Source organism: Pseudoxanthomonas sp. CCNWLY206-1 (assembly GCF_039710385.1).
Lineage (GTDB): Bacteria > Pseudomonadota > Gammaproteobacteria > Xanthomonadales > Xanthomonadaceae > Pseudoxanthomonas_A.
In genome coordinates this window covers 329,027-353,392 of the sequence record NZ_JBDKXI010000002.1, presented here as the reverse complement: position 1 = coordinate 353,392, position 24,366 = coordinate 329,027, and the positions used below count along the sequence as shown (strand labels likewise).

Annotated in this window: 19 protein-coding genes and 1 pseudogene; 9 read left to right on the top strand and 11 right to left on the bottom strand. The window is 61.0% G+C overall.

Annotation, left to right across the window (positions count from 1 at the left end; all coding sequences use genetic code 11):
- Positions 1–98 precede the first annotated feature (98 nt).
- Entirely contained in the window at positions 99–1,097 is a 999-nt protein-coding gene (locus tag AADW18_RS05745) for a polyprenyl synthetase family protein (protein WP_337342403.1), read from the bottom strand.
- Positions 1,098–1,250: 153 nt separating this feature from the next.
- Here AADW18_RS05745 and AADW18_RS05740 point away from each other — a divergent pair, with 153 nt between their 5' ends.
- The 6 genes and pseudogenes from AADW18_RS05740 to AADW18_RS05715 all read left to right on the top strand — a co-directional run.
- Positions 1,251–1,742, top strand: a complete 492-nt coding sequence (locus tag AADW18_RS05740) for a single-stranded DNA-binding protein (RefSeq protein ID WP_337342402.1) — start codon at positions 1,251–1,253, stop codon at positions 1,740–1,742.
- 44 nt (positions 1,743–1,786) lie between these two features.
- On the top strand, positions 1,787–2,842 hold the full coding sequence (gene rfbB, locus AADW18_RS05735) for a dTDP-glucose 4,6-dehydratase (RefSeq protein ID WP_337342401.1): 1,056 nt from the start codon (positions 1,787–1,789) through the stop codon (positions 2,840–2,842).
- A gap of 15 nt (positions 2,843–2,857) precedes the next feature.
- The gene (rfbA, locus tag AADW18_RS05730; RefSeq protein WP_337342400.1) at positions 2,858–3,745 is read left to right on the top strand and encodes a glucose-1-phosphate thymidylyltransferase RfbA; all 888 of its coding nucleotides are present in this window, start codon (positions 2,858–2,860) and stop codon (positions 3,743–3,745) included.
- Positions 3,742–4,299, top strand: a complete 558-nt coding sequence (rfbC, locus tag AADW18_RS05725) for a dTDP-4-dehydrorhamnose 3,5-epimerase (RefSeq protein WP_337342399.1) — start codon at positions 3,742–3,744, stop codon at positions 4,297–4,299. Before rfbA ends, rfbC begins: the two co-directional genes overlap by 4 nt.
- Positions 4,296–5,201 (top strand): dTDP-4-dehydrorhamnose reductase, encoded by a 906-nt coding sequence (gene rfbD / locus AADW18_RS05720; RefSeq protein ID WP_337342398.1) that lies wholly within the window; start codon positions 4,296–4,298, stop codon positions 5,199–5,201. The genes rfbC and rfbD overlap by 4 nt, the downstream gene beginning before the upstream one ends.
- A 192-nt stretch (positions 5,202–5,393) precedes the next feature.
- Positions 5,394–5,912, top strand: a pseudogene (locus AADW18_RS05715) (prolyl oligopeptidase family serine peptidase); the annotation flags it as partial.
- Between the two features lie 56 nt (positions 5,913–5,968).
- Here AADW18_RS05715 and AADW18_RS05710 read toward each other — a convergent pair.
- Positions 5,969–7,780, bottom strand: a complete 1,812-nt coding sequence (locus AADW18_RS05710; protein ID WP_337342397.1) for an oligopeptide:H+ symporter — start codon at positions 7,778–7,780, stop codon at positions 5,969–5,971.
- Between the two features lie 108 nt (positions 7,781–7,888).
- Between AADW18_RS05710 and AADW18_RS05705 the strand changes: the two genes are divergently transcribed.
- A complete protein-coding gene (locus AADW18_RS05705; protein ID WP_337342396.1) occupies positions 7,889–9,847 on the top strand; it encodes an oligopeptide transporter, OPT family in 1,959 nt (652 codons plus the stop codon).
- Positions 9,848–9,946: 99 nt separating this feature from the next.
- Complete coding sequence (locus AADW18_RS05700; protein ID WP_337342395.1) at positions 9,947–12,022, top strand: S9 family peptidase; 2,076 nt, start codon at positions 9,947–9,949, stop codon at positions 12,020–12,022.
- A gap of 263 nt (positions 12,023–12,285) precedes the next feature.
- Here the strand turns inward: AADW18_RS05700 and AADW18_RS05695 are convergent, their stop codons facing one another.
- Positions 12,286–13,146, bottom strand: coding sequence for a hypothetical protein (locus tag AADW18_RS05695; RefSeq protein ID WP_337342394.1), 861 nt, complete (start codon positions 13,144–13,146; stop codon positions 12,286–12,288).
- A 407-nt stretch (positions 13,147–13,553) separates the two neighbouring features.
- Between AADW18_RS05695 and AADW18_RS05690 the strand changes: the two genes are divergently transcribed.
- A complete protein-coding gene (locus AADW18_RS05690) occupies positions 13,554–14,810 on the top strand; it encodes a DUF819 family protein (protein WP_337342393.1) in 1,257 nt (418 codons plus the stop codon).
- A 165-nt stretch (positions 14,811–14,975) separates the two neighbouring features.
- Here AADW18_RS05690 and AADW18_RS05685 read toward each other — a convergent pair whose 3' ends face one another.
- From AADW18_RS05685 to ybeY, 8 genes are all read right to left on the bottom strand, one after another.
- Positions 14,976–15,200, bottom strand: a complete 225-nt coding sequence (locus AADW18_RS05685; protein WP_337342392.1) for a CstA-like transporter-associated (seleno)protein — start codon at positions 15,198–15,200, stop codon at positions 14,976–14,978.
- Between the two features lie 16 nt (positions 15,201–15,216).
- Positions 15,217–17,286, bottom strand: coding sequence for a carbon starvation CstA family protein (locus AADW18_RS05680; protein WP_337342391.1), 2,070 nt, complete (start codon positions 17,284–17,286; stop codon positions 15,217–15,219).
- Between the two features lie 386 nt (positions 17,287–17,672).
- A complete protein-coding gene (gene corA, locus AADW18_RS05675; RefSeq protein WP_337342390.1) occupies positions 17,673–18,689 on the bottom strand; it encodes a magnesium/cobalt transporter CorA in 1,017 nt (338 codons plus the stop codon).
- A gap of 284 nt (positions 18,690–18,973) precedes the next feature.
- Positions 18,974–21,007, bottom strand: coding sequence for a glycoside hydrolase family 97 protein (locus tag AADW18_RS05670; protein WP_337342389.1), 2,034 nt, complete (start codon positions 21,005–21,007; stop codon positions 18,974–18,976).
- 49 nt (positions 21,008–21,056) lie between these two features.
- Entirely contained in the window at positions 21,057–22,250 is a 1,194-nt protein-coding gene (locus AADW18_RS05665; RefSeq protein ID WP_337342388.1) for a DUF4105 domain-containing protein, read from the bottom strand.
- A gap of 3 nt (positions 22,251–22,253) precedes the next feature.
- Positions 22,254–23,117, bottom strand: a complete 864-nt coding sequence (locus AADW18_RS05660; protein ID WP_337342387.1) for a transporter associated domain-containing protein — start codon at positions 23,115–23,117, stop codon at positions 22,254–22,256.
- Between the two features lie 59 nt (positions 23,118–23,176).
- On the bottom strand, positions 23,177–23,761 hold the full coding sequence (locus tag AADW18_RS05655) for a hypothetical protein (RefSeq protein ID WP_337342386.1): 585 nt from the start codon (positions 23,759–23,761) through the stop codon (positions 23,177–23,179).
- Positions 23,762–24,250, bottom strand: a complete 489-nt coding sequence (gene ybeY, locus AADW18_RS05650) for an rRNA maturation RNase YbeY (RefSeq protein WP_337342385.1) — start codon at positions 24,248–24,250, stop codon at positions 23,762–23,764.
- Between the last annotated feature and the right edge of the window lie 116 nt (positions 24,251–24,366).

Here is a 24,366-nt window from a genome sequence, read left to right as displayed (position 1 = left end):
TTCTGTAGGAGCGCCGTCTCGGCGCGAGCTCTTGCTTCCGCCGTGGCCTGATAGGAAGAGCTCGCGCCGAGACGGCGCTCCTACGGGAAGATGGAAACTCAGTGCCTGCGTTCCACCGCATAACGCGCCAGTCCTCGAAGCGCTGCCATTGCGTCGTTTTCAGGCAGCCCATCCAGTGCCCGTTCCGCATTCGCGGCGTACTCGCTGGCGCGGCGTTGGCTGTACTCCAGCCCGCCAGTGGCTCGAATGGCTGCCAGGACTTCCGGCATCGCATCGGCGTCGCCGCTCCGGACAATGTCGCGTAGCCGGTTCGCGATGACGCTGTCCGACTGCCGTATGGCGTGGATCAGCGGCAGCGTGGCCTTGCCTTCGGCCAGGTCGTCGCCCAGGTTCTTGCCCAGGTCGGCGGCGTCGGCGGTGTAGTCCAGGACGTCATCGGCGATCTGGAAGGCGTAGCCCAAGTTCATGCCGTAGTCGTAAAGCTGGCGCTGGGTAGCCGGATTGGCGCCGGAAGCCAGGGCTCCCAGCTGGGTTCCTGCCGCGAACAGCACCGCGGTCTTGCGCTCGATCACGCGCAGATAGGTCGCCTCGTCCGTGTCGGGGTTGTGCACATGCAGCAGCTGCAGCACCTCGCCTTCGGCGATGCGGTTGGTGGTATCGGCCAGGATCCGCATCACCTCCATACGGTCCAGCTCAACCATCAACTGGAAGCTGCGTGAATACAGGAAGTCGCCCACCAGCACGCTGGGCGCGTTGCCCCATAGGGCATTGGCCGTGCTCCGGCCGCGCCGCAGGTCGGATTCATCCACCACGTCGTCGTGCAGCAGGGTGGAGGTGTGGATGAACTCGATGATGGCCGCCAGCTGATGGTGATCGGCGATGGCGGGCCCGCAGGCGCGTCCGGCCAGCACCACCAGCATGGGGCGCAGCCGCTTGCCGCCCGCGGAAATGATGTGGTCGGCGATCTGGTTGATCAGCACCACATCCGAGGCCAAACGGGCCCGGATCAAGGCGTCGACGGCAGCCATGTCCGGCGCGGCTAGGGACTGGATGTGCGACAGGGCCAGGACAGGGCGGGGGGATTCGACGACGGACATGCGGGCGATTTGGGGGAAGTGCCTGAATTATAAGGCCCGGTGGCGGGAGAAGTCTTACAGCTGACCAGGAAGCCCTCTGATGGCCGGAGTGCCGCGGGTATACTCCACTAGTCTATGCCCGCGATTGGCGGGTGTTTCTCAACGGAAAACGATATGGCCCGCGGCATCAACAAAGTCATCCTGGTCGGCAATCTCGGCAATGACCCGGAAACCAAATATACCCAGGGCGGCATGGCGATCACCCGGATCAGCCTGGCCACCACCAGCGTCCGCAAGGACAAGGAAGGCAACCAGCAGGAACGCACCGAATGGCACCGTGTGGTGTTCTTCGGAAAGCTGGGCGAAATCGCCGGCGAATACCTGCGCAAGGGCAGCTCCGTCTACGTGGAAGGCTCGTTGCGGTACGACAAGTACACCGGCCAGGACGGCGTGGAGAAATACTCCACCGACATCATCGCCGATGAAATGCAGATGTTGGGCGGCCGCGGTGAAGGCGGCGGTGCCGCTGGTGGCGGTGAGCGCCAGGCTCGTCCGCAGCGCCAGGAATATTCGTCTTCGGGCTCTTCTTCGGCTCCGCGCCGGCAGGCGCCCGCTCCGCAGCAGGCGCCGGTGGACGATTTCGCTGACGACGATATTCCGTTCTGATCGATTACCGCTTCGAACGACTTAATCAAACAATGGAGACACATGTGCCGACTTGGCTGGTGACCGGTGGAGCCGGTTTTATTGGTGGGAATTTCGTACTGCGGGCGGTCGCCAGCGGCGTCCGCATCATCAATCTGGATGCTTTGACGTACGCAGGGAACCTGGACACGCTCTCGGCGCTGGAGGGCAATCCCAACCATGTGTTCGTCCATGGCGATATTGGTGATGGTGCGTTGGTAGCCGGACTGTTGGCCGAGCATCAACCCGACGCGGTACTTAACTTCGCTGCCGAGAGCCATGTTGATCGGTCCATCGACGGTCCGGGAGCTTTCATTCAGACCAACGTGGTCGGCACATTGGCGCTGCTGGAAGCGGTGCGCGACTACTGGCGTTCGCTGCAGGGCGAACGCCGCGACGCGTTCCGGTTCCTGCACGTGTCGACCGACGAGGTCTACGGTTCACTGGGCGACACGGGCAAGTTCACCGAAACCACGCCGTACGCGCCAAATTCGCCTTACTCCGCATCCAAGGCAGCGTCCGATCATCTGGTGCGGGCTTTTCACCACACCTATGGTTTGCCGGTACTGACAACCAACTGCTCAAACAACTACGGCCCCTATCATTTTCCGGAAAAACTGGTTCCGTTGATCATAGCAAGGGCGTTAGCAGGCGAAGCGCTGCCGGTTTACGGTGACGGCAAGAACGTCCGCGATTGGTTGTTTGTCGGAGACCATTGTTCGGCTATCCGGACCGTGCTTGAAAAGGGCCGTGTCGGTGAAACCTACAACGTGGGTGGCGATGCCGAGCGTCAGAATATCGAAGTGGTCGAAACCATCTGCGAATTGCTGGATGAGCGCCGCCCGCGTGAGGACGGCAAGTCGCGTGCCAGCCAGATTACGTTCGTTGCCGATCGTCCGGGGCATGACCGTCGTTATGCCATTGATGCGTCCAAACTCAAGAGTGAGTTGGGGTGGCAACCTCAGCATACTTTCGAGCAGGGTATCGCCGAGACCGTCGATTGGTATCTCGACAATCAGGACTGGGTTAAGCGGGTGCTGGACGGTAGCTACCGTCTGGAACGTATCGGCACAGCGGCATAAGGCGGGTAGAGCGCGATGACGACACGTAAAGGCATCATCCTGGCCGGCGGTTCCGGCACCCGGCTCTATCCGTTGACGCAGGCCATCAGCAAGCAGCTGTTGCCGGTCTATGACAAGCCAATGATCTATTACCCGCTCAGTGTACTGATGCTGGCGGGAATTCGCGAAGTGCTGGTGATCAACACGCCGCATGAGCAGGCGCTTTTCAAACAGCTGCTGGGCGATGGCTCTCAGTGGGGCATGCAGATTCAATATGCAGCGCAGCCGAACCCGGACGGGCTGGCGCAGGCCTACCTCATTGGTAGGGAATTTGTAGGTGGCAAACCCAGCTGCCTAGTGCTTGGCGACAACATCTTCCATGGACACGGCTTCAGCGAAACCTTGCATCGGGCCGACGCACGTACCGATGGCGCCACCGTTTTCGGCTACTGGGTCAGTGATCCGGAACGCTACGGTGTCGCGGAGTTCGATGCGGATGGCCGGGTTGTGGATATCGAGGAAAAGCCGAGCCAACCACGCTCCAATTATGCCGTTACCGGTCTTTATTTCTACGACGGAAACGCGAGTGATTACGCCGCTTCCTTGAAGCCGTCGCCTCGTGGCGAGCTCGAGATCACTGATCTGAATCGTCGTTACCTGGAGGAAGGCAAGCTGCATCTGGAACCATTGGGCCGAGGGCATGCTTGGTTGGACACGGGTACGCATCAATCGCTATTGGAAGCCTCGACGTTCATCGAAACCATCGAGGCGCGGCAAGGCCTGAGAGTGTGCTGTCCAGAAGAAATTGCATATGGAAACGGCTGGATCGACAGCGCGCAGTTGGAGAAGCTGGCTGCACCACTCGCAAAAAATGGTTATGGGCAGTATCTGCTGTCGCTGATCTCACGCGGAGTAGTACGATGAAGGTCGTGGAAACCAGCCTGCCAGGCTGCGTCATCATTGAGCCGGCAGTATTCGGCGATGATCGCGGTTTCTTCTTTGAGACATGGAATGCCGAACGTTATGGCGAGCGCGGACTGCCCACCAAGTTCGTCCAGAGCAATGTATCTTCTTCCGCGCGCGGCGTTCTGCGTGGATTGCATTATCAGTGGCCGAATCCGCAGGGGAAGCTGGTCAGTGTGCTCGAAGGCGAGGTCTATGATGTTGCGGTGGATATTCGGCGCGGTTCACCCCATTTCGGTCAATGGGCGGCGGTGATTCTGAGCGCAGAAAACAAACGGCAGTTCTGGATACCGGAAGGTTTCGCGCATGGTTTCGCTGTGCTGTCGGAGCGGGCGATATTCAGCTACCTATGCACCGCGCAGTACGACAAGGCGGCTGATGCGGGTGTGCGCTGGGACGATCCCGCCATTGGTATCGACTGGCCAGTAAGCGAGCCGTTGCTTTCCGGTAAGGACGCGGTCGCGCCGTTGCTGGCCGACGTCTCTCCCGAGCGTCTGCCGGTATTTTCTGCATGAAGATATTGCTGTTGGGCGCCAATGGCCAAGTCGGCCATGAGCTTCGCCGTAGCCTGGCACCATTAGGCACGGTCGTGACTACGACACGTAGCGGCGAGTTGCCGGACGGAACTCGTTGTGAAGTGGCCAATTTCGACGATCCGAATTCCTTGGCTGAGCTGGTTAACCGCTTAGCGCCGGACTTGGTAGTCAATGCGGCAGCCTACACCGCAGTGGATCGCGCTGAGGATGACCAGGAAGCGGCTTTTCGGGCGAACGCGGAAGCACCGGGTGTGCTCGCTGCAATCTGCGCGCAACGCGAAATACCTTTTGTCCATTTTTCCACTGATTACGTCTTCGACGGGACCGGTACCCGCCCTTATCGCGAAGACGACGCAACGGCTCCGCTGGGTGTTTACGGTGCAAGCAAGCTGGCGGGTGAGGAAGCTGTACGGGCGGCGGGTGGGCGCCATCTGATATTCCGTACCGCCTGGGTATACGGCGTGCGCGGACAGAATTTCCTGCGCACCATGCTCCGGCTGGCCGCGGAACGCGACGAGCTGCGCGTGGTGGGCGATCAAGTCGGCACACCGACGCCGGCCTATCTCATAGCCGATGTCACCGCGGCCGCAATTTCGCATGCACAGCCATTATCTGGAACCTTCCATCTCACCGCCACGGGTGAAACCAGCTGGCATGGCTTTGCTGAAGCGATCATTGATGGCGCAGCCGAGAGGGGGCTGCCGCAGCGTTCGCCGCGAGTCGTGGCGATCGGTACCGCGGATTACCCGACTCGGGCCAAACGCCCGGGTTATTCCTGTCTGGATACAGGGAAGCTCAGCAAGGCGTTGGGTACGTCCTTGCTGGATTGGAGCGCAGGTTTGGAAAAGGTTCTGGACGACCTGAAGGCTGGATCCCACTAGTTCCCTTTCTGGTAGTTCGCGATAGAAGAAGGGAGCTTGGGGGGGAATCTAGAAGCTAAAGACTCGCCCATCCACCGATTGATGGACGTCCAAACGAGTGGATGGCGAGTATCTAAGCGCACGGGACACGCGGTGACAGCCGGGGGCTGCATCGCGAGCGCGGAAAGACGATTTGTCTGCGAATGCTTGAAGATGCAGGATGACGTCACAGATGCGACGCGCTGGGCGATACAGACGGGTATCGCTGATCCGAATCGCATCTGTATTTACGGGGCCAGCTATGGCGCCTACGCGGCGCTGACCGGTGCAGCCAAGGAGCCTGACCTCTATAGATGCGCAGTCGGTTATGTGGGCGTTTACGATCTTCCGATGATGCATACCCGTGGCGATCTGCAAACAGCAGAATGGGGCGAGACCTACATCAAGGAGTGGATTGGCGAGCGTACTGAGGTGGCTGCGGTTTCTCCCACCAACATGGCGGATCGCATCAAGGTGCCGGTCTTCCTTGCAGCGGGTGGCCAAGACAAGAGAGCGCCGATTGAACATTCAGAGCTGATGGAACGACGCTTGAAGGCGGCGGGAGTTCCGGTGGAAACGCTGTACTACAGGACCGAAGGGCATGGTTTCTACACGGAAGAGCACCAGCGGGAGTACTACACCAAGCTGCTGGACTTCTTCAGTCGCCATATCGGCGGGGCAAAGGCGAAGTAATCGGTAAGCAGAAAAACGGCGCCAATGGCGCCGTTTTTTTTCGGAAGAAGTACTGGTTAACGCACGCCATGCATCATCCGCTTCAATAGCGGAGTCGCGACGAATGCGATCAACGCACAGCCCAGGCCTAACCACATCATCAGCCAGAAAAGATCGGCGTACTTGGCGGCGGCGCCCACCATATCGATCGTTTCGCCTTCGGGTATCTCGATGGCAGCGAGTTTTCCGAACAGCGCCGCCAATGCTTCGGAAAATGCAGTGGCAAGAAACCAGGTACCCATCATCAGGCTGACCACGCGCGGCACCGACAGTTGAGTGACGGCGGACAAACCCACGGGCGACAGGCACATCTCGCCGATTTCCAGTATCAGATAGGCCAGCACCAGCCACCACACGCTGGCCATCTGGCCACTTTCGCCGACTTGTTGCGCTGCCAGGGCGAGCGGCACGAATGACAAACCGGCGAACATCAGGCCCAGCGAGGATTTGAACGGCTTTGACGGATTCATTCCCACCTTGTCCAAGGTTCCCCAAAGCACCGCGAACACCGGCGCCAGCAGCACCAGGAACATGGCACCCAAGTAGGTAAGCGAACCCGCCGTTTGCGGAAGCACCACCGAATCACGAACCAGGAACACCAGCATCAGTGTTACCACGGCGATGAACAGTGCGCGCGGCGCACGAGAATTTGGGCTCCGGTCCGACAATTCCGCGGCAAGCACGAACGACACTGGTGCCAGCAGCAACGAGTACGTGGACCAAGGCGCATGCGATAAGAAAATGGCGGCATTGGTAGCGATGCTATCCGACCACACCACCACTTCCTGGCTGCGTACCAGACTGGGAAAGATGTCCTTGGTGAGCAGCCTGTCGTTGAAAGTCACCCAGGAGCCATAGGTCTGCTCGTACAGGGTGAAGAACACCAGGCACATCAGGATCATCGCCATCAGGGCGAGCATCTGGTGCCGCTGCACCGGTGTGCACTGCGTGGTGATGAACCAGCCGAACCACACCAGTACGGCTATCAATACAACCAGCATCAGCATCAGTGCCAACGATATTTCTCCCCCCAGTGAGAAGGTACCGTTCGCCGCCGCCCACATCAGCCAAGCCACCGGTATAACGCCGACGATGGCGCCGAAATAGATCAGCCATTCGCGTGGTACACCTACGACCCGTTCGCGCAATGTCTCTGGCGCTGGCGGCTCGGCGTGTCCCTGCAAGTATTTTTGTCCCCACAGGAATAGCGCCAGACCCAGCAACATACCGATACCAGCCGCACCGAAGCCGTACTTCCAGCCCAGTGTCTCCCCCAGATAGCCGCATACCAGCGACGCGAACAAGGCGCCCAGATTGATTCCGGCGTAGAACAAACTGAATCCGGAGTCGCGGCGTGGGTCGTTCTCGGCGTACAGGCGACCAACAATCGTGGATATGTTCGGCTTCAGGAAACCGACGCCCATGATGATCAGCGCCAGCGACAGATAAGTGATGCGCAATGTGGATTCATCGCGGAGCACCATGCCATCCGCGACCGTCGCGGCATTGCCTTCGAACGCCATGCCGATGTGGCCCAGCACCAGCAGGATGCCGCCGAACACCACCGCCTTGCGCATGCCCAGCCAGCGATCGGCGAGCAGTCCGCCGATGACGGGAATGCAGTACACCAGGCCGCCGTACGCGCCTAGCAGGTCCAGGCCAGCCTTGTCTCCAAACAGGTGATATTTGGTGAGATACAGCAGCAGAAGCGCCTTCATGCCATAAAAGGAGAAGCGCTCCCACATCTCAGTGAAGAAACAGACGTAGACCCCTTTCGGATGCCCCAGGAAATCGTCTTGCACGGTGGCCAAGGTGGCGGGACTCGACAAGGGCGGCTCCAGGTGAAAAGGCCGCCGGAGTATATCTCCGCGTGCGCGTGGCTGGACTTGCCGGCGGCTTGGTTATAGCGTGTCGGCTTTCCGCATCAGGGGAACCGCATGAACCAGCCTGCGACTCCGCAGCTTACTTTCCGCGCCGTGTTACTGGCGATCATCCTGGCGGTGGTCCTGTCCGCGGCCAACGCCTATCTCGGCCTGTTCGCCGGCCTCACCATCGCGACCGCCATCCCAGCGGCCGTCGTGTCGATGGGAGTGCTGCGGCTGCTGGGCGGCGGCACCATTCTGGAAAACAACATCGTCCAGACCGGCGCTTCCGCAGGCTCCTCCATCGCCGCTGGCGTGATATTCACGATCCCGGCACTGGTCATTCTTGGCTATTGGCAGGATTTCCGTTACTCCTGGGTGCTGGCCATCGCCGGCCTGGGCGGTTTGCTGGGTGTGCTGTTTTCGGTACCGTTGCGGCGCACCATGATCGTCGAGGAACCGCTGGCCTTTCCCGAGGGCAAGGCCGCGGCGGAAGTACTGAAAGCGGGTGAGAATCCCGGCCCCGGCTTGAAAATCCTGGGCATGGCGAGCGGCATTGGCGCGCTGGTGAAACTGGCGGCCGAAAGTGGGCTGCGCTTGATCCCCGACAACGCTGCCGGCGCTGGCTTCTTCGGCAAGTTTCTCGGTTACATGGGCACGGGCTTGTCGCCTGCGCTGCTCGGCGTGGGTTACATCGTCGGACTCAATGTCGGCATCGTGGTGCTCTCCGGCAGCATCCTGTCGTACAACATCGCCATCCCGCTTTACTACGCGTTCTTCCAGAACACCGATCCCGCGTTGGCGACGCAGCTCGTCGGCCAAAGCGCGTTCGACGCGGCGCAGATCATCCGTGCCGAAAAAGTGCGCTATCTAGGCGTCGGTGCGATGCTGATCGGCGGCGTATGGACGTTGTTCTCGCTGCGCAAATCGCTGTTCTCGGGCGTCAGGAGCGGTTTCGCCGCCGCCCGCAAAAGCAACGCCGGGCAAGTTGTTGCCGAGACCGAACGCGATCTCCCGATGAAATGGATGCTGGTGGCGCTGGTGATCTTCGTAATCCCGTTGGCGCTGCTTTACCAAGCGATCGTAGGGCAGTGGACGGTCAGTATTCCGATGACGATCATCATGATCGTTGCCGGCTTTCTGTTTGTTTCCGTATCGGCCTATCTGGCCGGTCTGGTCGGTTCGTCGAACAATCCGGTGTCGGGCATCACCATCGCCACGATCCTGTTCGCTTCCGTGGTGCTGATGTTCCTGCTCGGTCGCGATTCACCGATAGGCGCTGTGGCGGCGATCATGATCGGCGCGGTGGTGTGCTGCGCGGCGGCGGTTGGCGGCGACAACCTGCAGGATCTCAAGGCCGGTTATCTGGTCGGCGCCACACCGTGGAAGCAGCAGCTGATGCTCGGCATCGGTGCATTCTCCTGCGCGCTGATCATGGCGCCCGTGCTGAATCTGCTGGCGGCTGCGTACGGCATTGGCCCGTCGACGCCGGAGCACCCGCAGTCGCTGAATGCGCCGCAGGCTACGTTGATGGCTTCGGTTGCCAAGGGCATGTTCGGCGGCAAGCTGCCGTGGGGCATGATCGGCATCGGTGCGGCGATCGGCGCGGCAGTTATCGCATTGGACGAATGGCTGAAGTCGCGCAATTCGACGTTCCGCGTGCCAGTGCTTGCCGCGGCGATCGGCATCTACCTGCCGTTGGAACTGATGGTGCCGATCTTCCTCGGCGGTCTGTTGTCGTACCTGGTGGAGCGCAAACATGGCGTGCACCCGCATGATGAAGCCGAACGCGATCGTATTCATCGCCCCGGCATGCTGTTCGCGGCCGGCCTGATCACCGGCGAAGCGCTGCTGGGTATCGCCATCGCAATACCGATCGTGGTCTCCAAGCGTGCGGACGTGCTGGCCCTGCCGGAAACGTGGCGCTTTGGCGAGCCGCTCAGCATGTGGGTGGGCCTGGTGGTGCTGACGCTGGTCGGTTGGCTGATGTACCGGGTGGGGGCCAAGCTGACCAAGGTGAAGCTGGAAAGCTGATCCAGCCAGCTTCGTATGCGCAAAGGCATGACTTCATGCCTTTGCGCCGGATCGGCGTTACGGCCTAACATCGCGGTTTCCTGTTTGCCGGAGCCCCGGATGAATCTGCGTCTTGCCGTACTGCCTTTCTGCCTCCTCGCCGCGCTGCCGGCCTACGCCGAACGCGGATTCGATGTCCGCGATCTGGCCGCACTGGAGCGTGTGTCATCGCCGGTGTTGTCGCCGGACGGTAGCCAGGTCATCTTCGCCAAGCGTCAGGTCGATGCGGCAGTGGCAAAAGCCACCACCGGACTGTGGACGCGCAACCTGCGCACGCGAGATATGGCACCGCCCAAGCAGCTCACGCCGGAAGGCTGGAACGTCAATTCGCCGTCGTTCTCGCCCGACGGCAAAACCGTTTACTTCCTGAGCGCGAAATCAGGCACCCAACAGTTGTACGCGATGCCGGTCGCTGGCGGTACGCCGCGTGTGCTGACCAACTATCCGCTGGATATCGGCAGCTACAAAATATCGCCGGATGGCGCGCGGGTAGCGTTCAGCGCTGACACATTCGCCGAATGCAAGGTGGATTTCGCCTGCACCAAAAAGAAACTCGACGACAACGCCGCGCGCAAAAGTACGGGCGTGGTCTACGACCAATTGTTCGTGCGTCATTGGGACACCTGGGCCGACGGCCGCCGCAGTCGCCTGTTCGTCGCCGCTTTGCCGACAGGCAAGGCCAAGCCGGTCGCCAGTGCCGTTTCCCTGACCGACAGCCTTGATGGCGATGCACCTTCCAAGCCTTTCGGCGATGCCAGCGAATATGCCTGGTCGCCCGACGGCCAATTCCTGGTGGCTGGCGTTCGCGTCGCCGGGAAAGGCGAGGCTTGGTCGACCAACTTCGATCTCTATCGTCTGAGTGCGGATGGCAAGGCCGCACCCGCCAACCTCACCGCGTCGAATCCCGCGTGGGATGCCGGCCCTGCTTTCAGTGCTGACGGCAAAACCCTGTACTACCGTGCCATGAAGCGGCCGGGTTTCGAAGCGGATCGCTTCGCCTTGATGGCGATGGATATCGCCAGCGGCCAAGTGCGGGAAATCGCGCCGAAGTGGGACCGTTCCGCTGATGGCATCGTGGTGTCGGGAGATGGCAAGACGATCTATACCACCGCACAAGACAACGGCGAGCATCCGTTGTTCGCGGTGGATATCGCCACTGGAGAAGTGAAGAAGGTGGTCGCCGAGGGTTCCATCTCGGCCTTCGAGATCGCGGGCGGCACTTTGGCTTTCACCCGCAATACATTGAAATCTGGCGATCAACTGTTTACCGCCGACTTGGAAGGCGCATCGCCACGTCCGATCACCCAGAGCGCGGAAGAGGTGTTGAAAGACGTCGCCTTCGGCGATTTCGAGCAGTTCCAATTCAAAGGTTGGAACAACGAAACCGTGCATGGTTATGTGGTCAAGCCATGGAACTACGTGGAAGGGCAGAAGTATCCGGTTGCCTTCCTGATCCACGGCGGTCCGCAGGGCAGCTTCAGCAATGGCTGGAGCTATCGCTGGAATCCGCAGACGTATGCCGGCCAAGGCTATGCCGTGGTAATGATCGATTTCCATGGTTCGACCGGTTACGGCCAAGCTTTCACTGACGCGATCAGCCAGCATTGGGGCGACCGGCCGCTGGAAGATCTGCAGAAGGGCTGGGCGGCGGCGCAGAAGAAATACAGTTTCCTCGACGGCGGCAACGCCTGTGCGTTGGGCGCCAGCTATGGCGGCTACATGATCAATTGGATCGCCGGTAACTGGCATACGCCTTCCACTGGCGCGTGGAAATGCCTGGTCAACCACGATGGCGTTTTCGACACCCGCACCATGGGCTATGTGACCGAGGAACTGTGGTTCACCGAATGGGAAAATGGCGGTACGCCATACCAGGTGCCGAAGAACTACGAGAAATTCAACCCGGTCAATCACGTCGCCCAATGGCGTACACCGATGCTGGTGGTGCAGGGCGAAAAAGACTATCGCGTACCGGTGGACCAAGGCCTGTCCGCATTCACCGCGTTGCAGCGCAAGGGGATTGAATCCAAGCTGCTGTATTTCCCGGACGAAAACCATTGGGTGCTGAAGCCGCAGAACAGCATCTTGTGGCACGACACCGTGAATGGCTGGTTGAAGCAGCACCTCAGCCCGTAAAAAGCCGATAGCTGAAAGCCGGTAGCGGAAGTGCGGAGAGCCGGAGCGTTTTGTATCGAATGGTTACTCGAACTCGATAAACTCACCGCCATCCCGGCGTAGGCCGGGACCCAGTGCCTTCCGCTCCAGATGGCGAAAAGTCGCTGGGGCCCCGGCCTGCGACGGGGTGACGAACCTGTTGTCGACTTGACGCGAAAGTGCTTCAACGCAAACAAAAAAGGGCGAAGCCAAAGCTTCGCCCTTTTGCTTTTCCATGTCGCCGCTTAGTTCAACGGACAACCTTGGTTGTTGTAAGCGTCCAGCGTGCTGGCCAGCGACAACATCACTTCGCGATCGCCGGTGCCCAGCGCGAAGGTCACCTGCTGGATCACCTGCGCCGATGTCAGCGGGAAGTCGACGCCAGTCGAAGTCGCATTGAGCAATGAAGCGATGGCTTGCTTCATCAGGATGCGCTTGGCGCCGTCCACGCCGGGGCCGCCCTGGAAGCTCAGCGCCGTCAGGAAAGTAGCGTCAGGCGCATCCACGCCGAAGTAGCTCTGCACCAGGGTGCTCGGGGTGTACGGCAGCGGCCAGGAGTCGTGGTGCTTCTTCACCTTCCAGTAGCCCAGCGTGCAGCCTTCGTAACCGGTTTCTTCGGGGACGGAGTAGCAGAAATTGGCTTCGGCGATCGGCGGGTAACGGTCATTGGTGGTGGTGATGGCGAATGTTGGCGTGGCTGGCAGGTGCAAGCCAGCGTCCTCGGTCACCGGCGGATCGTAGGAGTACAGAACGCCCACGCCACCGCCGCTGATCCCTACGCTATGGATCGATTGGCCTGTGCTGAGTTGCTGCCAATACAGCAGCCAGCCGCTGGTCGAGTCGAAATAGATGGTGTCCACCGTCAGCGTGCCGTCGGTATGGGCCTGCACGCCATCCGGTAGCGGGTTGACCACCAGCTCACGCAGGATGTTGGCGGTGTCGAAGTCCTTGCAGCTCAGGCTGCCGTCGATCGGCGTTGGTGTGCCGATGGTGGTCGCCCAGGCTGGGCTGGCAGCCGCGATGAACAGGGCGATGGTGGCGGTGGCGCCAACAAGCACGGAGCGGGCGATAGCGCCGCCCCGGGCCTTCTTGGATGAAACAGTCATGGGATTCTCCCCTCGATGTGTAGGTGTGAGCTCGGAACCCGCTCGATCCGTGTTTTCGGGTCGTTGCGGACAGTTAAACGCCCGCGAGCGACAGGAGCGGCCATCGCTATGGCGAAGCGGCTGGATGGCGGCCTTGGTGCGGCTCGACCGGCAAAAAAAGGAGAATCCATGAATCTTGGCGGATCGCCGCGCTGCTCTCTGCGGCAGTAAATGTGAGATTTTGGGCGGGCCCGTTCAGCCGGTGTACGGATCAGTCAAGCCGATGAGGCGGTCTGGAGTCGCGGTAGCGGCGTCCTATGGCACCATGCCGCTATGCCGGGCCACAGTGAAACTGGCAGGCAGTTCGACACGGGCGCGCCGCTCCGGTGGCTCGTCCGTTTTTTTATGTTCGGTAATAGGGGAATGCCATGGCGCCAGTTGAGGCCGGTACTGCATTGATCACCAACGACATCGTCATCTTCGGACTTATCGCCGCCACGCTGGCGCTGGTTTTCTGGACATCCACCGGTCCGACCCGCTGGTTGAAGAAGTTCTACTCAATCGTGCCGGCGCTGATGCTGTGCTACCTGATTCCAGGTATCTACAACACCATTGGCCTGATCGATGGTGCCAATACCAAGCTCTATAACCCGGTGGCGCGTGACGTATTGCTGCCAGCAGCGCTCGTGTTGCTAACGCTGAGCATCGATCTGAAGGGCGTGCTGAGGCTGGGGCCCAAGATGCTGGCGATGTATATCGTCGCCTCGCTCAGCATCATGCTGGGCGCGGTAGTGGCCTTCAAGCTGATGGGCTGGATCCATCCGCAGACCGTGGCAGGGGATACCTGGGCAGGCATGGCAGCGCTGGCGGGCAGTTGGATCGGTGGCGGCGCCAACATGCTGGCGATGAAGGAAGTGTTCAACGTCAATGCGACCACGTTCGGCCAATTCGCAGTGATCGACGTGGGAGTGGGTTACGTATGGATGGCGGTCCTGATCTTCCTGGCCGGTCATTCGCAGGCCATCGACGCGCGTAGTGGTGCGGACACTACCGCCATCGACGATCTCAAGGAACGCATCGCCAAATATCAAGCGGAGCACGCGCGCATCGCCAGCCTGACCGACCTGATGATCATTGTCGGCGTCGCTTTCGGCGCGGTGGGTCTTTCGCATGCTGTCGCAGCGCCCGCGGCGGCTTGGTTCGCCGCGAACGTGTCCTGGTCGCCTCAGGTCAGCTTGGACAAACCGTTCGTTTGGGTGGTGGTGCTGTCCACCATGATCGGGCTGCTGCTCAGCTTTACCCGAGCACGCACATTGGAAGGTGCGGGAGCTTCCAAATTCGGCTCACTGTTCCTGTACTTCCTCATTGCGTGTATCGGCATGCAGATGGATTTGCTGGCGCTGCTGGATCGGCCATGGTTGTTCCTGTTGGGCCTGCTGTGGATCGCCGTGCACATCGTGATCCTGTGGGTGGTAGGCAAGTTGCTGCACGTGCCGTTCTTCTATTTCGCCATTGGGTCGCAGAGCAATATCGGAGGACCTGCATCGGCTCCTGTACTGGCAACGGCGTTCCACCCGGCGTTGGCACCGGTCGGCGTATTGCTGGGCACGCTGGGGTACGCCACCGGTACTTATGCGGCTTATCTGGTCGGGATCACCTTGCGATCGATGGCGGGGCAGGGGTAGCAGCAAGCGCTTGTAGGAGCGACGTGAGTCGCGATGAGGCTTTACCCGTAAAGCCCATCGCGACTTATCGGTGCCGGCGTGCCGGCACCACGCCTACAAAAGTGCAAGATGAATAAAAAGGCGAAGCCAACGGCTTCGCCTTTTTTTATGCGCGTCGCGGCGGCTTCAACAACAGCGGAACCCATTCCTGCCGCCAAAGCGCGCTTCCTGTCGCTCGCGGAAGAAAGTCTTGTAGTCCATCACTTCGCGATCTGGATGCTTGTCCATCATGTGGCGAACGTAGTTGTCGTAGTCCGGCACGCCGCAGCACAGCCGCGCGGTCTGGACCAGGCGCCGCCACACACGGCGATGCGCCTGGTAGTGGCTGATGGGAACTAGCGCGGTGCTCATAACCGTTCTCCCATGATCACAGGTTGTTCGCCAAGGCGGGATCGGTGGCCACATAGGCGGTTTCGCGATCACTGCGTTCCGGACTGCGGCGCGCCTTTGCGATTGCGCTGATCGAGTAGAACAGCACGCTGAACACCACGAACAGGAACAACGCGGTCAGGCCGGCATTGACGTAATTGTTGATCATCACTTGCTGCATCTGGCCGAAATCCTTCGAAGGCGCGAGCAGTTCGCCGGCGGCGATGGCGTTCCGGTATTTGCCGGCCTGGGCAAGGAAGCCGACAGCCGGGTTGTCATCGAAGATCTTGATCCAGCCCGCGGCGGTGGTGCAGATCAGCAACCACACGGTCGGTACGATCGACACCCAGGCATAGCGGTCGCGCTTCATCTTGAACAGCACCACCGTGCACAGCATCAGCGCGATGCCCGCCAGCATCTGATTGGCGATGCCGAACAGCGGCCACAGCATGTTGATGCCGCCAAGCGGATCGGTGACGCCCTGGTACAGGAAATAACCCCACATCGCCACGCAGCCTGCGGTGGCGAGCAGATTCGGCCCCCACGCCTCGGTGCGGCGCAGCGCGGGCACGAAGTTACCGAGCAGGTCCTGCAGCATGAAACGGCCTGCGCGCGTGCCTGCGTCGACCGCGGTCAGGATGAACAATGCCTCGAACAGAATCGCGAAGTGATACCAGAATGCCATCATGCCTTCGCCCGGCAGCACCGCATGCAGGATCTGCGCGATGCCTACCGCTAACGTCGGCGCGCCGCCGGCACGGGAAAGAATGCTGTTCTCACCGATATCTTTCGCGGTCGCCGTCAGCATTTCGGGTGTTACCGCGAAGCCCCAGCTCGACACCGTCTGCGCGACGGCCTGCACATCGGTACCGATGATCGCCGCCGGACTGTTCATGGCGAAATACACGCCCGGGTGGATGATCGACGCCGCCACCATCGCCATGATCGCTACGAAAGACTCCATCAGCATTCCGCCGTAACCGATGTAGCGCGCATGGCTTTCGCTGGCCAGCAGCTTCGGCGTGGTGCCAGAGGAGATCAGCGCGTGGAAACCCGACACCGCACCGCACGCGATGGTGATGAACAGGAACGGGAACATGCCGCCTTTCCACACGGGTCCCGTGCCGTCGGTAAACTGCGTCAGCGCCGGCATGCGCAGTTCCGGCATCACGATGACGATGCCGATCGCCAGCGCGATGATGGTGCCGATCTTCAGGAATGTAGACAGATAATCGCGCGGTGCCAGCAGCAACCATACCGGCAATACCGCGGCGACAAAGCCGTAGCCGATCAGCATCCAGGTGATCTGGGTACCGGTGAACGTGAAGGCCGGACCCCAGGTCGGATCCGCGGCCACCTTGCCGCCGAGCCAGATTGCCAGCAGCAGCAACACCAAGCCGGCCACGGAGATCTCGCCGATCTTGCCCGGGCGGATATAACGCATGTACACGCCCATGAAGATCGCGATCGGTATCGTCGCCATCACGGTGAACATGCCCCACGGACTTTCCGCGAGTGCCTTGACCACAATCATCGCCAGCACCGCCAGGATGATGATCATGATCAGGAACGCGCCGAACAGCGCGATGGTGCCGGCCACCTGGCCCATTTCCTCGCGTACCAGATCGCCCAGCGAGCGGCCGTTGCGGCGACTGGAGATCACCAGCACCATGAAGTCCTGCACCGCGCCGGCCAGCACCACGCCGGCGATCAGCCACAGCGTGCCGGGCAGGTAGCCCATCTGCGCCGCCAGTACCGGACCGACCAACGGGCCAGCACCGGCGATGGCAGCGAAGTGGTGGCCGAACAAGACGTGCTTGTTGGTAGGCACGTAATCCAGGCCGTCGTTGTTGATAACGGCGGGCGTGGCGCGGGTGGGGTCCAGCCGCAACACGTTATTGGCGATGAAGAGACTGTAGAAACGGTAGGCGACCAGATAGATCGATACCGCGGCAACCACGATCCATAACGCATTGATGTGCTCGCCGCGGCGCAGCGCCACCGTGCCCAAGGCGAACGCACCAACGATGGCGAGCGCCGCCCAACCGAGCTTCGACAGACCTTTCATGAACGAACCTCCACAGAGACCTGCGCTAGCGTCCTCCCATGAAGGAGAAGGGTCAATCTGTAACCGCGGATTCGGCCTTCGACTTTGGTCTAGCGATGAGAGGATGCGGCGTTGCACCATGGAGCATCAGTGACGGCAATCCGTCGCCATGGCCGATCATTCGGCTGTCGAAGCGCCTCAACAGCGCGGTTGGTCAAAGCGCTTTAAGCGTGGCTGGCGATTTTTAGTCTTTGGCGCGTAAGGCGCTGGGTCCCGGCCTGCGCCGGGATGACGAGACGAAATCTGTTGAGATCCGGAAGTACTGCTCTAGAGACTCGGCGTTGGTTCGGAGCCGACGGCGAATGGGTAAGCGCGTACGAAGCGCGTTCCCATTTTTCAGTAGAGCGCTACAGCCACTTGGCGCGTTTGAACAGCCGATACAGACCCACGCAGACGAGGATTACTCCGCCGATCAGGACGGGATAGGAAAATCGGTCGTCCAGTTCCGGCATGTTCTTGAAATTCATGCCGTACCAGCTGGCGATCAGGGTGGGAGCCGCCAGTAGCGCTGCCCAGGCGCCCAATCGTTTGACTACTTCGCCCTGCGCCAGGGTGACCAGCGACAGATTGACGCTGAGCGCAGTCGTCAGCATTTCGCGCAACATGTCCGTGGCCTCGTTGACGCGCAAGACATGATCGTAGACATCGCGGAAATACAGGCGCACTTCTTCCGGGATCAGCACGCTTTGCGAACGCGACAGCTGCGTCAGCACGTCTTGCAGCGGCGCGACGGCCAAACGCATCTTGGTCAGTTCGCGCTTGAGTTCATAGAGCTTCACCACCGTCACCCGTCGATAGGTGTCGGAGAAGATGTCTTTTTCCAGCGCATCCAAGGTGTCGCGAAATTCGTCGACGATAGGGCGATAGTTGTCGACGATGAAATCCAGCACCGCGTAGAGGCCGTAGGAAGGCCCCAGCGTCAGCAGCTCCGGTTCGCGTTGCACCCGCTCGCGGACGGGCGCGTAGGACAGCGAGGCGCCGTGACGCACGGTGATCAGATAGCGCGCTCCCAGAAAAGCGTGCGTCTCGCCGTAACGGATGCGGTCGTCCACCACTTGCGCGGTATGCAAGGCGACGAAGAGTGAGTTGCCGTACGCCTCGATCTTGGGCCGTTGATGAGCATGCTGAGCATCCTCCACCGCCAGGTCGTGCAGGCAGAACTCTTCCTGTAGCTTCTCCAGGATGCTGTCGTCTGGCTCGTACAAGCCGACCCAAAGAAAACTACCGTCATCATTCGCCAGCACGTCGCTGATCTCATCCAGCGGAATATCGCGGCGTTTGCCCTCGCGATCATAGACAGCGCAGTTGATCACGCACTTGGGCAGCGTGGGTTTGATGCTCTGGGCGGGAGAGATATCGTTCATGGCGCGCATCGTGCGCCAGATGGCGCAGGTGGGCAAGATGACTTACTGGATTCCCTGTGGGAGCGACGTAAGTCGCGACCGGAAACCACCAAAGCCAGGACACGGGCCGACGCTGAAAGACGCGGATAGAGCATTGATCGTTCTTCAATCAATGCTTATCCGCGTCGATCCGTGTCTAACGCGATTGCTGGCTTCCCGTCGCGACTCCCCGGTGCCGGCATGCCGGCACCACTCCCACAAGGAAGTATCCACCAAAGCGGAGAAAGCTTCTCTCTACAAAAAACTCACCGCGCGATAAAACGAATCGCCTGCCCACCACCAGGCGCCAGGCGCAAGGTCAGCGTATCGGTGCTGGTGACTTGCCGTTCTTCGATGACGATGTCCTGGGGAGCGGTTTTCCAATCGGCCTTGGCGCCATCGCGATAGATCTGCGCGGTGTAGCGGCGGCCCGGTTCCAGGAAGGACAAGAAAGCCTTCAGCTCACGCGGCTTTTCGTCCGACACCGCGCCCAGATACCAGTTGTCGCTATGACGGTCCTTGCGGGCAATGGTGACGTAATCGCCCACCTCGCCGTTCAATACGCGCGTGTCTTCCCAATCCACCGGCACGTCCTTGATGAATTGGAAAGGCGCGGGATTGGCTTCGTAGTTGTCCAGCAGGTCGGCGGCCATCTGCAACGGGCTGTAGATCACCACATACAGCGCCAGCTGCTTGGCCCAGGTGGTTGCCACACCGTCAGGCGCGCGCGTCTTCATTCCAAAAATGCCGGGGGTGTAGTCCATCGGGCCTGCCAGCAGCCGGGTGAACACCAGGTTGGCTTCATGTTCGGGCGGATTGCCCGGTTTGCCCCAGGCGCTGTACTCCATGCCGCGTGCGCCTTCGCGGGAAATCGTATTGGGATAGGTCCGGCGCAGGCCGCTGTCCTTGATCGGCTCATGCGCATTGATGGAGATGTGTCGCTTGGCCGCTTCGGTGACGACTTTCAGATGATGGCGGGCCATGTCCTGGCCCTCGTGCCAGGCGTAGTGAAGCTTGCCATCGATACCGATCACCTTGGCCTGGCCGGCATCGGCCACGTAGCCGGTTTTCACCGCGTTGACGCCGACCTTCTGATAAAGATCGAAAGCCGCGCCCATCTGCGTTTCGTAGTGCGCGGCATTGGCGGAAGTTTCGTGATGGCCGATCAGCCGGACGTTCTTCGATTTGGCATACGCCGCGAGTTTTTCCAGATCGAAGTCCGGATACGAGCGGGTGAAGCTGAAATCCTCGCCGTTGCCGAACCAGTCGCCATCCCAGCCGATGTTCCAACCCTCCACCAGCACGCCGCCGAAGCCGTTCTTGGCCGCGAAGTCGATGTGGCGCATGACATTTTCATTGGTCGCGCCGTGCTTGGGGCCGGAGGCCCAGGTCTTCTTTTCCAGATGCATTTCCCACCAGACGCCGACGTACTTCATCGGCTGCACCCAGGACACATCGCCTAGCTTGTTGGGATCGTTGAGATTAAGGATAAGGCTGGACATCACCAGCCCGCCCGCGTCGTCGGCGATCTGCAGCGTGCGCCAGGGCGTGTGGAACGGCGCGTCGCGAATGACCTTGCCGTCACCGATGCCGGGCGTGAGCATGGCCTTCAAGCGGCGGCCCTCGACGCGGGTGAGATTCATGCCCGAATAATCGATCAGCGCCGCTTCGTGGATCGACAGATGCGTGCCATCGCTCAGCTTGAAGGTGATGGGCGTCTGCGCGTCGCCGATTTCTTCCACCGAAGTGCGGTGGTACAGATATTCCTCACGGTTCCATTCGCCTGCGGGAATCCACCAGGCAGTCGCCTTATCGGCAAGCGTGAATTCGGTCAGTTCTTCGCCGATCTTGATCTGCTTGAGCTGCTGCTGATCCGGGAACTCGTAGCGGAAGCCAAGCCCGTCGTCGTAGACGCGGAACACCACATCGAAGCTGCGCTTTGGCTTGGCGGTTTCGCTCAACGTGACGCGCAGCTCGTTGTAATGATTGCGAATGAAGCGTCGCTCGCCCCAGGGCTGTTCCCAGCGTTCATCGAAGCTACGGGTACGCGGATTGCTGACGGCAATGTTGCGTTCGAACTTGGGCGCATCGACCAGAATGAAGCCGAGCCGCGATGGCGCGATGATCGGCTTGCCACGCCGCGATACGGCGTAGCTGGGGCGGCCGTCGGGATCGGTGGCGATCTCGACGGTCAGGCTGCCGTCGGGCGACGCGACGGTCGCGGGTGCAGCGGACAGGGCCCTGGGGAAAAGCAGCATGGAGAAGAGCAGCGCGGTCAGTGCGAAAAGACGACGGATCATGCGGACCTTCGGGATACGGAGACAGAGCCCGCATCCTGCGACAGCCGCTTCAGGGGGACAAGCGGCGCGGCATGAATACGTATGCGAAAGCGGTGTGAATCGGCAGCAAAAGCGCAATCCAGGTTTGGTTGTATTGCGGCCGCAACGGCAGCCAATGCAGTATCCACGCAATCACGGCAGCCACCGCGACAATGGCTACGCACACGCCGAACCAACGTGGCGGTGTGCGGCGGCGCAGCACGAAAATCGAGCCCGGCAGCAGTGCCAGGCACAAGGGATTGAGTAGCAGCAGATTGCGGTTCGCCCACGCGGCCCAATGGTCGGTAAAGCCCCAGAGGTACGCCAGCAGCAGGCCGGCAATGCCGCAGATCAGCCAGTACGGCAAGGCAAGCGTGGCGATGAGACGCGGATAGCGGCCCAGTAGCACGATCGCAGCTGCGATCAGCACGCCGGCTCCCAGCCATGGCAGCCAACGGCGCGGCGTTTCGACCGGTTCCGGCGCGGCGGTGTGCGGCAGCAACTGCATTTCCGATTCGACCAGCGACCGGCCTTCGGTGTTCTTCACTTCGCGCAGGCTGTCCGCCAAGCGCATGGGCACGTACGCCTCTTCCCAGCGCGACATCGGCTTATCGGCAGCGGGTCCCAGGCCCAGATCGAAACCCAGCCACATCCAAGTGGCGGGCGACGCGAGGCGGACCGCTTCGCTGCGGAAGGTGTTGCCGTGTGAGCGCCCGGACAATTGCGACTTCAGCGCACCGCCAAGTGCCGTATTCAGCGCGTCGCGCACCTGGGTCGAACAATTGTCGGTGAAGTAATCGTAGCGGTAGCGCGCGTTCTCGGGTTTGGAACGCTCGGCCAGTGCATCGGCCAGGGCTTGCGCTTGCTCCGGGGGCAGCCGCAACCACTGCAGCGTGACGCCGCGGCCGGTTTCGCGGTAGTGCAGCAGATCTTCTTCGAAGGGCAGGGCGACCAGGTAGTAGCGCATCTCGCCTTCGGCGAAACGGCTGACAAAATCCGGTTCGGTGGGGTCGAAGAAGCCGAAGTTGTATGAGGTGGCCTGTCCCGTGGCCGGGTCGACCACGACGATGGCGTTATGGCCGAACCGTTCGAAGAATATCTCGCCCGGCTGCATCGTAGCGACACCGATCCGCGGTGGTGCCGCCCATGCCATTGTGGCCGACAGCCACAGCATGCACAGCAGTGCCAAGCGCGCCAGCGCTGTTGTCGACTGGGAAAAAGTCATCCGCTAGCTTTCCGAAAGAACGCCGACGTGGAAGGCATGAACACGGCGTGCATCGGCCTTGGCCACGCGGAACGCGAAGCGGCCCAGTGTGAGCTCTTCGTCGATTTCCGGCAGATGGCCGATGGCCGCGGTGACCAGGCCTCCGACGGTGTCGTATTCGTCATCCGAGAAGTCCGCACCGAAACGCTCGTTGAAATCGGAGATGGGCGTCAGCGCATCCACTACATATTGGCCGTTGGCTTGCGCGGAGATCAGCATGGACTCGTCTTCAGCCACATCGTGCTCGTCGTCGATCTCGCCGACGATCTGCTCCAGTACGTCCTCGATGGTGACCAACCCAGCGACGCCGCCGTACTCGTCCACCACGATAGCCATGTGGTTGCGCGACAGGCGGAATTCCTTCAGCAACAGATTGAGCTTCTTCGATTCGGGAATCAGCACCGCCGGGCGCAGCAGCTCGCGCACGTTGCCGGGGCCGTGATCGGCCACGACGCCGCGCAGCAAGTCCTTGGCCAGCAGGATGCCGAGAATCTCGTCCTTGTTTTCGCCATGCACAGGAAAACGAGAATGGCCGGATTCCACTACCTGCTTCATCAGTGCGAGGAACTTCTCCTCGACGGGCAGCGAAACCATCTGCGCGCGCGGGATCATCACGTCGCCGACGGTCAGGTCCGACACGGCGATCGCGCCTTCCATCATTCGCAGGGTATCGCTGCCGATCAGGCCATCGGCCTGCGCATCACGCAGCAGCGCGACCAGGTCGTCGCGCGTGGAGGGTTCGCCGGAGAACGCCGAACTCAGGCGGTCCAGCCAGGAGCGCCGTTTTTCAGGTTCGGGCGCTTGGGTACTGTCGTCTTCTTCTGACATCGCTTGGAAACGGGCACCCTTGGGACGGGCGACCGGGGGAGTCTAACAGGATGGTGGGATCATTCAGCGCGGGTGGCGCGCTCGGCGGCCGGTGCTTCCGGGTCTTCTTCGGCCGGGTCAATACTGTAGGTGCACCCGGCCAGTGTCTTGCCGGGATGCGAAGTGACGTTGGACACGCTGAGCACCGCCGAACGGACCAGCACCTTGCCGCTGGCCTTGTCCGCGGTCTCCTCGCTGAGCACTTCCTTCCCGAACATCGCCTTCTCCGGCGTATCGACGGCCGCTTCCAAGCCCAGTTGCCTGGCCAGCGGGCGCGGATCGGGCATATCCAGGATCGCCATCACGCTGGAGCCCGCAAAAGCGATGTGCTGACTGCTGTGGCCGAACACGGTCACCGGTGCATTCAATGCATATTCGGTCATGAACATGTTGGTCTGCGGCAAAGGCCGCCAGCCCAGCGAGACCGCCTTCAACGGGTCCTGGATAGCGATCGCCAACGCCATGAACTGCTCCGGCTGGCCCTGACAGGAAATCAGTGCTGACAAGTCCACTTGTGCGGGATCCCACGCTGGATCGGTGTCTTGCGCCAAGGCGGGAAGTGGAAGCGCCGTGAGCAGCGCTGCGGCGATCAGGCGTCGAAACATCTACTGCTCCGCGTAGGGGTCAGCGATACCCAGCTCGGCCAGGATCTCGCGTTCCAGCTGCTCCATGCACTCGGCTTCCTTTTCGTCTTCATGGTCCCAGCCCAGCAGGTGCAGCACACCATGTACGGTGAGGTGGGCGTAGTGCGCGGCGAGCGGCTTTTTCTGCTCGCGCGCCTCGCGCGCCACCACTGGCGCGCAGATCACCAGATCGCCCAGCAGCGGCATCTTGACGCCTTTTGGCATCTTGACGCCTTCGGCCATATCCGCGGGGAAGCTGAGCACGTTGGTCGCGTAGTCCTTGCCGCGGTAGTGGCGATTCAACGCCCGGCCTTCCTTGTTGTCGACGATGCGGATGGCGAGGTCGGCTTCGCGAATGCGGCCGTCCAGCGCGACCGCCACCCAGCGCCGGAAACTCACGGCGGCAGGCAGGCCTGCGCGTGGCAGCGCATAGCTGACGGAGACTTCGAGACGGACAGGGCCTTGGGTCATCTATTCGCCATTCCAGTTCGCCATTCCAGCGGCTCCAGGGCGGACCGACAGGAACCCATTTTGCGGTTGTTTCGGCATGTGGGTAAGCGTTCTGCCCGATAAGCCAATGAGAGGAC

Coding starts and splice junctions, on each gene's coding strand:
- AADW18_RS05670 (WP_337342389.1), bottom strand. CDS start 21,007: ATGATCCGTCGTCTTTTCGCACTGACCGCGCTGCTCTTCTCCATGCTG.
- AADW18_RS05680 (WP_337342391.1), bottom strand. CDS start 17,286: ATGAAAGGTCTGTCGAAGCTCGGTTGGGCGGCGCTCGCCATCGTTGGT.
- ybeY (WP_337342385.1), bottom strand. CDS start 24,250: ATGACCCAAGGCCCTGTCCGTCTCGAAGTCTCCGTCAGCTATGCGCTG.
- rfbC (WP_337342399.1), top strand. CDS start 3,742: ATGAAGGTCGTGGAAACCAGCCTGCCAGGCTGCGTCATCATTGAGCCG.
- AADW18_RS05705 (WP_337342396.1), top strand. CDS start 7,889: ATGAACCAGCCTGCGACTCCGCAGCTTACTTTCCGCGCCGTGTTACTG.
- AADW18_RS05745 (WP_337342403.1), bottom strand. CDS start 1,097: ATGTCCGTCGTCGAATCCCCCCGCCCTGTCCTGGCCCTGTCGCACATC.
- rfbA (WP_337342400.1), top strand. CDS start 2,858: ATGACGACACGTAAAGGCATCATCCTGGCCGGCGGTTCCGGCACCCGG.
- AADW18_RS05665 (WP_337342388.1), bottom strand. CDS start 22,250: ATGACTTTTTCCCAGTCGACAACAGCGCTGGCGCGCTTGGCACTGCTG.
- AADW18_RS05685 (WP_337342392.1), bottom strand. CDS start 15,200: ATGAGCACCGCGCTAGTTCCCATCAGCCACTACCAGGCGCATCGCCGT.
- rfbD (WP_337342398.1), top strand. CDS start 4,296: ATGAAGATATTGCTGTTGGGCGCCAATGGCCAAGTCGGCCATGAGCTT.
- AADW18_RS05740 (WP_337342402.1), top strand. CDS start 1,251: ATGGCCCGCGGCATCAACAAAGTCATCCTGGTCGGCAATCTCGGCAAT.
- corA (WP_337342390.1), bottom strand. CDS start 18,689: ATGAACGATATCTCTCCCGCCCAGAGCATCAAACCCACGCTGCCCAAG.
- AADW18_RS05660 (WP_337342387.1), bottom strand. CDS start 23,117: ATGTCAGAAGAAGACGACAGTACCCAAGCGCCCGAACCTGAAAAACGG.
- AADW18_RS05695 (WP_337342394.1), bottom strand. CDS start 13,146: ATGACTGTTTCATCCAAGAAGGCCCGGGGCGGCGCTATCGCCCGCTCC.
- AADW18_RS05690 (WP_337342393.1), top strand. CDS start 13,554: ATGGCGCCAGTTGAGGCCGGTACTGCATTGATCACCAACGACATCGTC.
- AADW18_RS05700 (WP_337342395.1), top strand. CDS start 9,947: ATGAATCTGCGTCTTGCCGTACTGCCTTTCTGCCTCCTCGCCGCGCTG.
- AADW18_RS05655 (WP_337342386.1), bottom strand. CDS start 23,761: ATGTTTCGACGCCTGATCGCCGCAGCGCTGCTCACGGCGCTTCCACTT.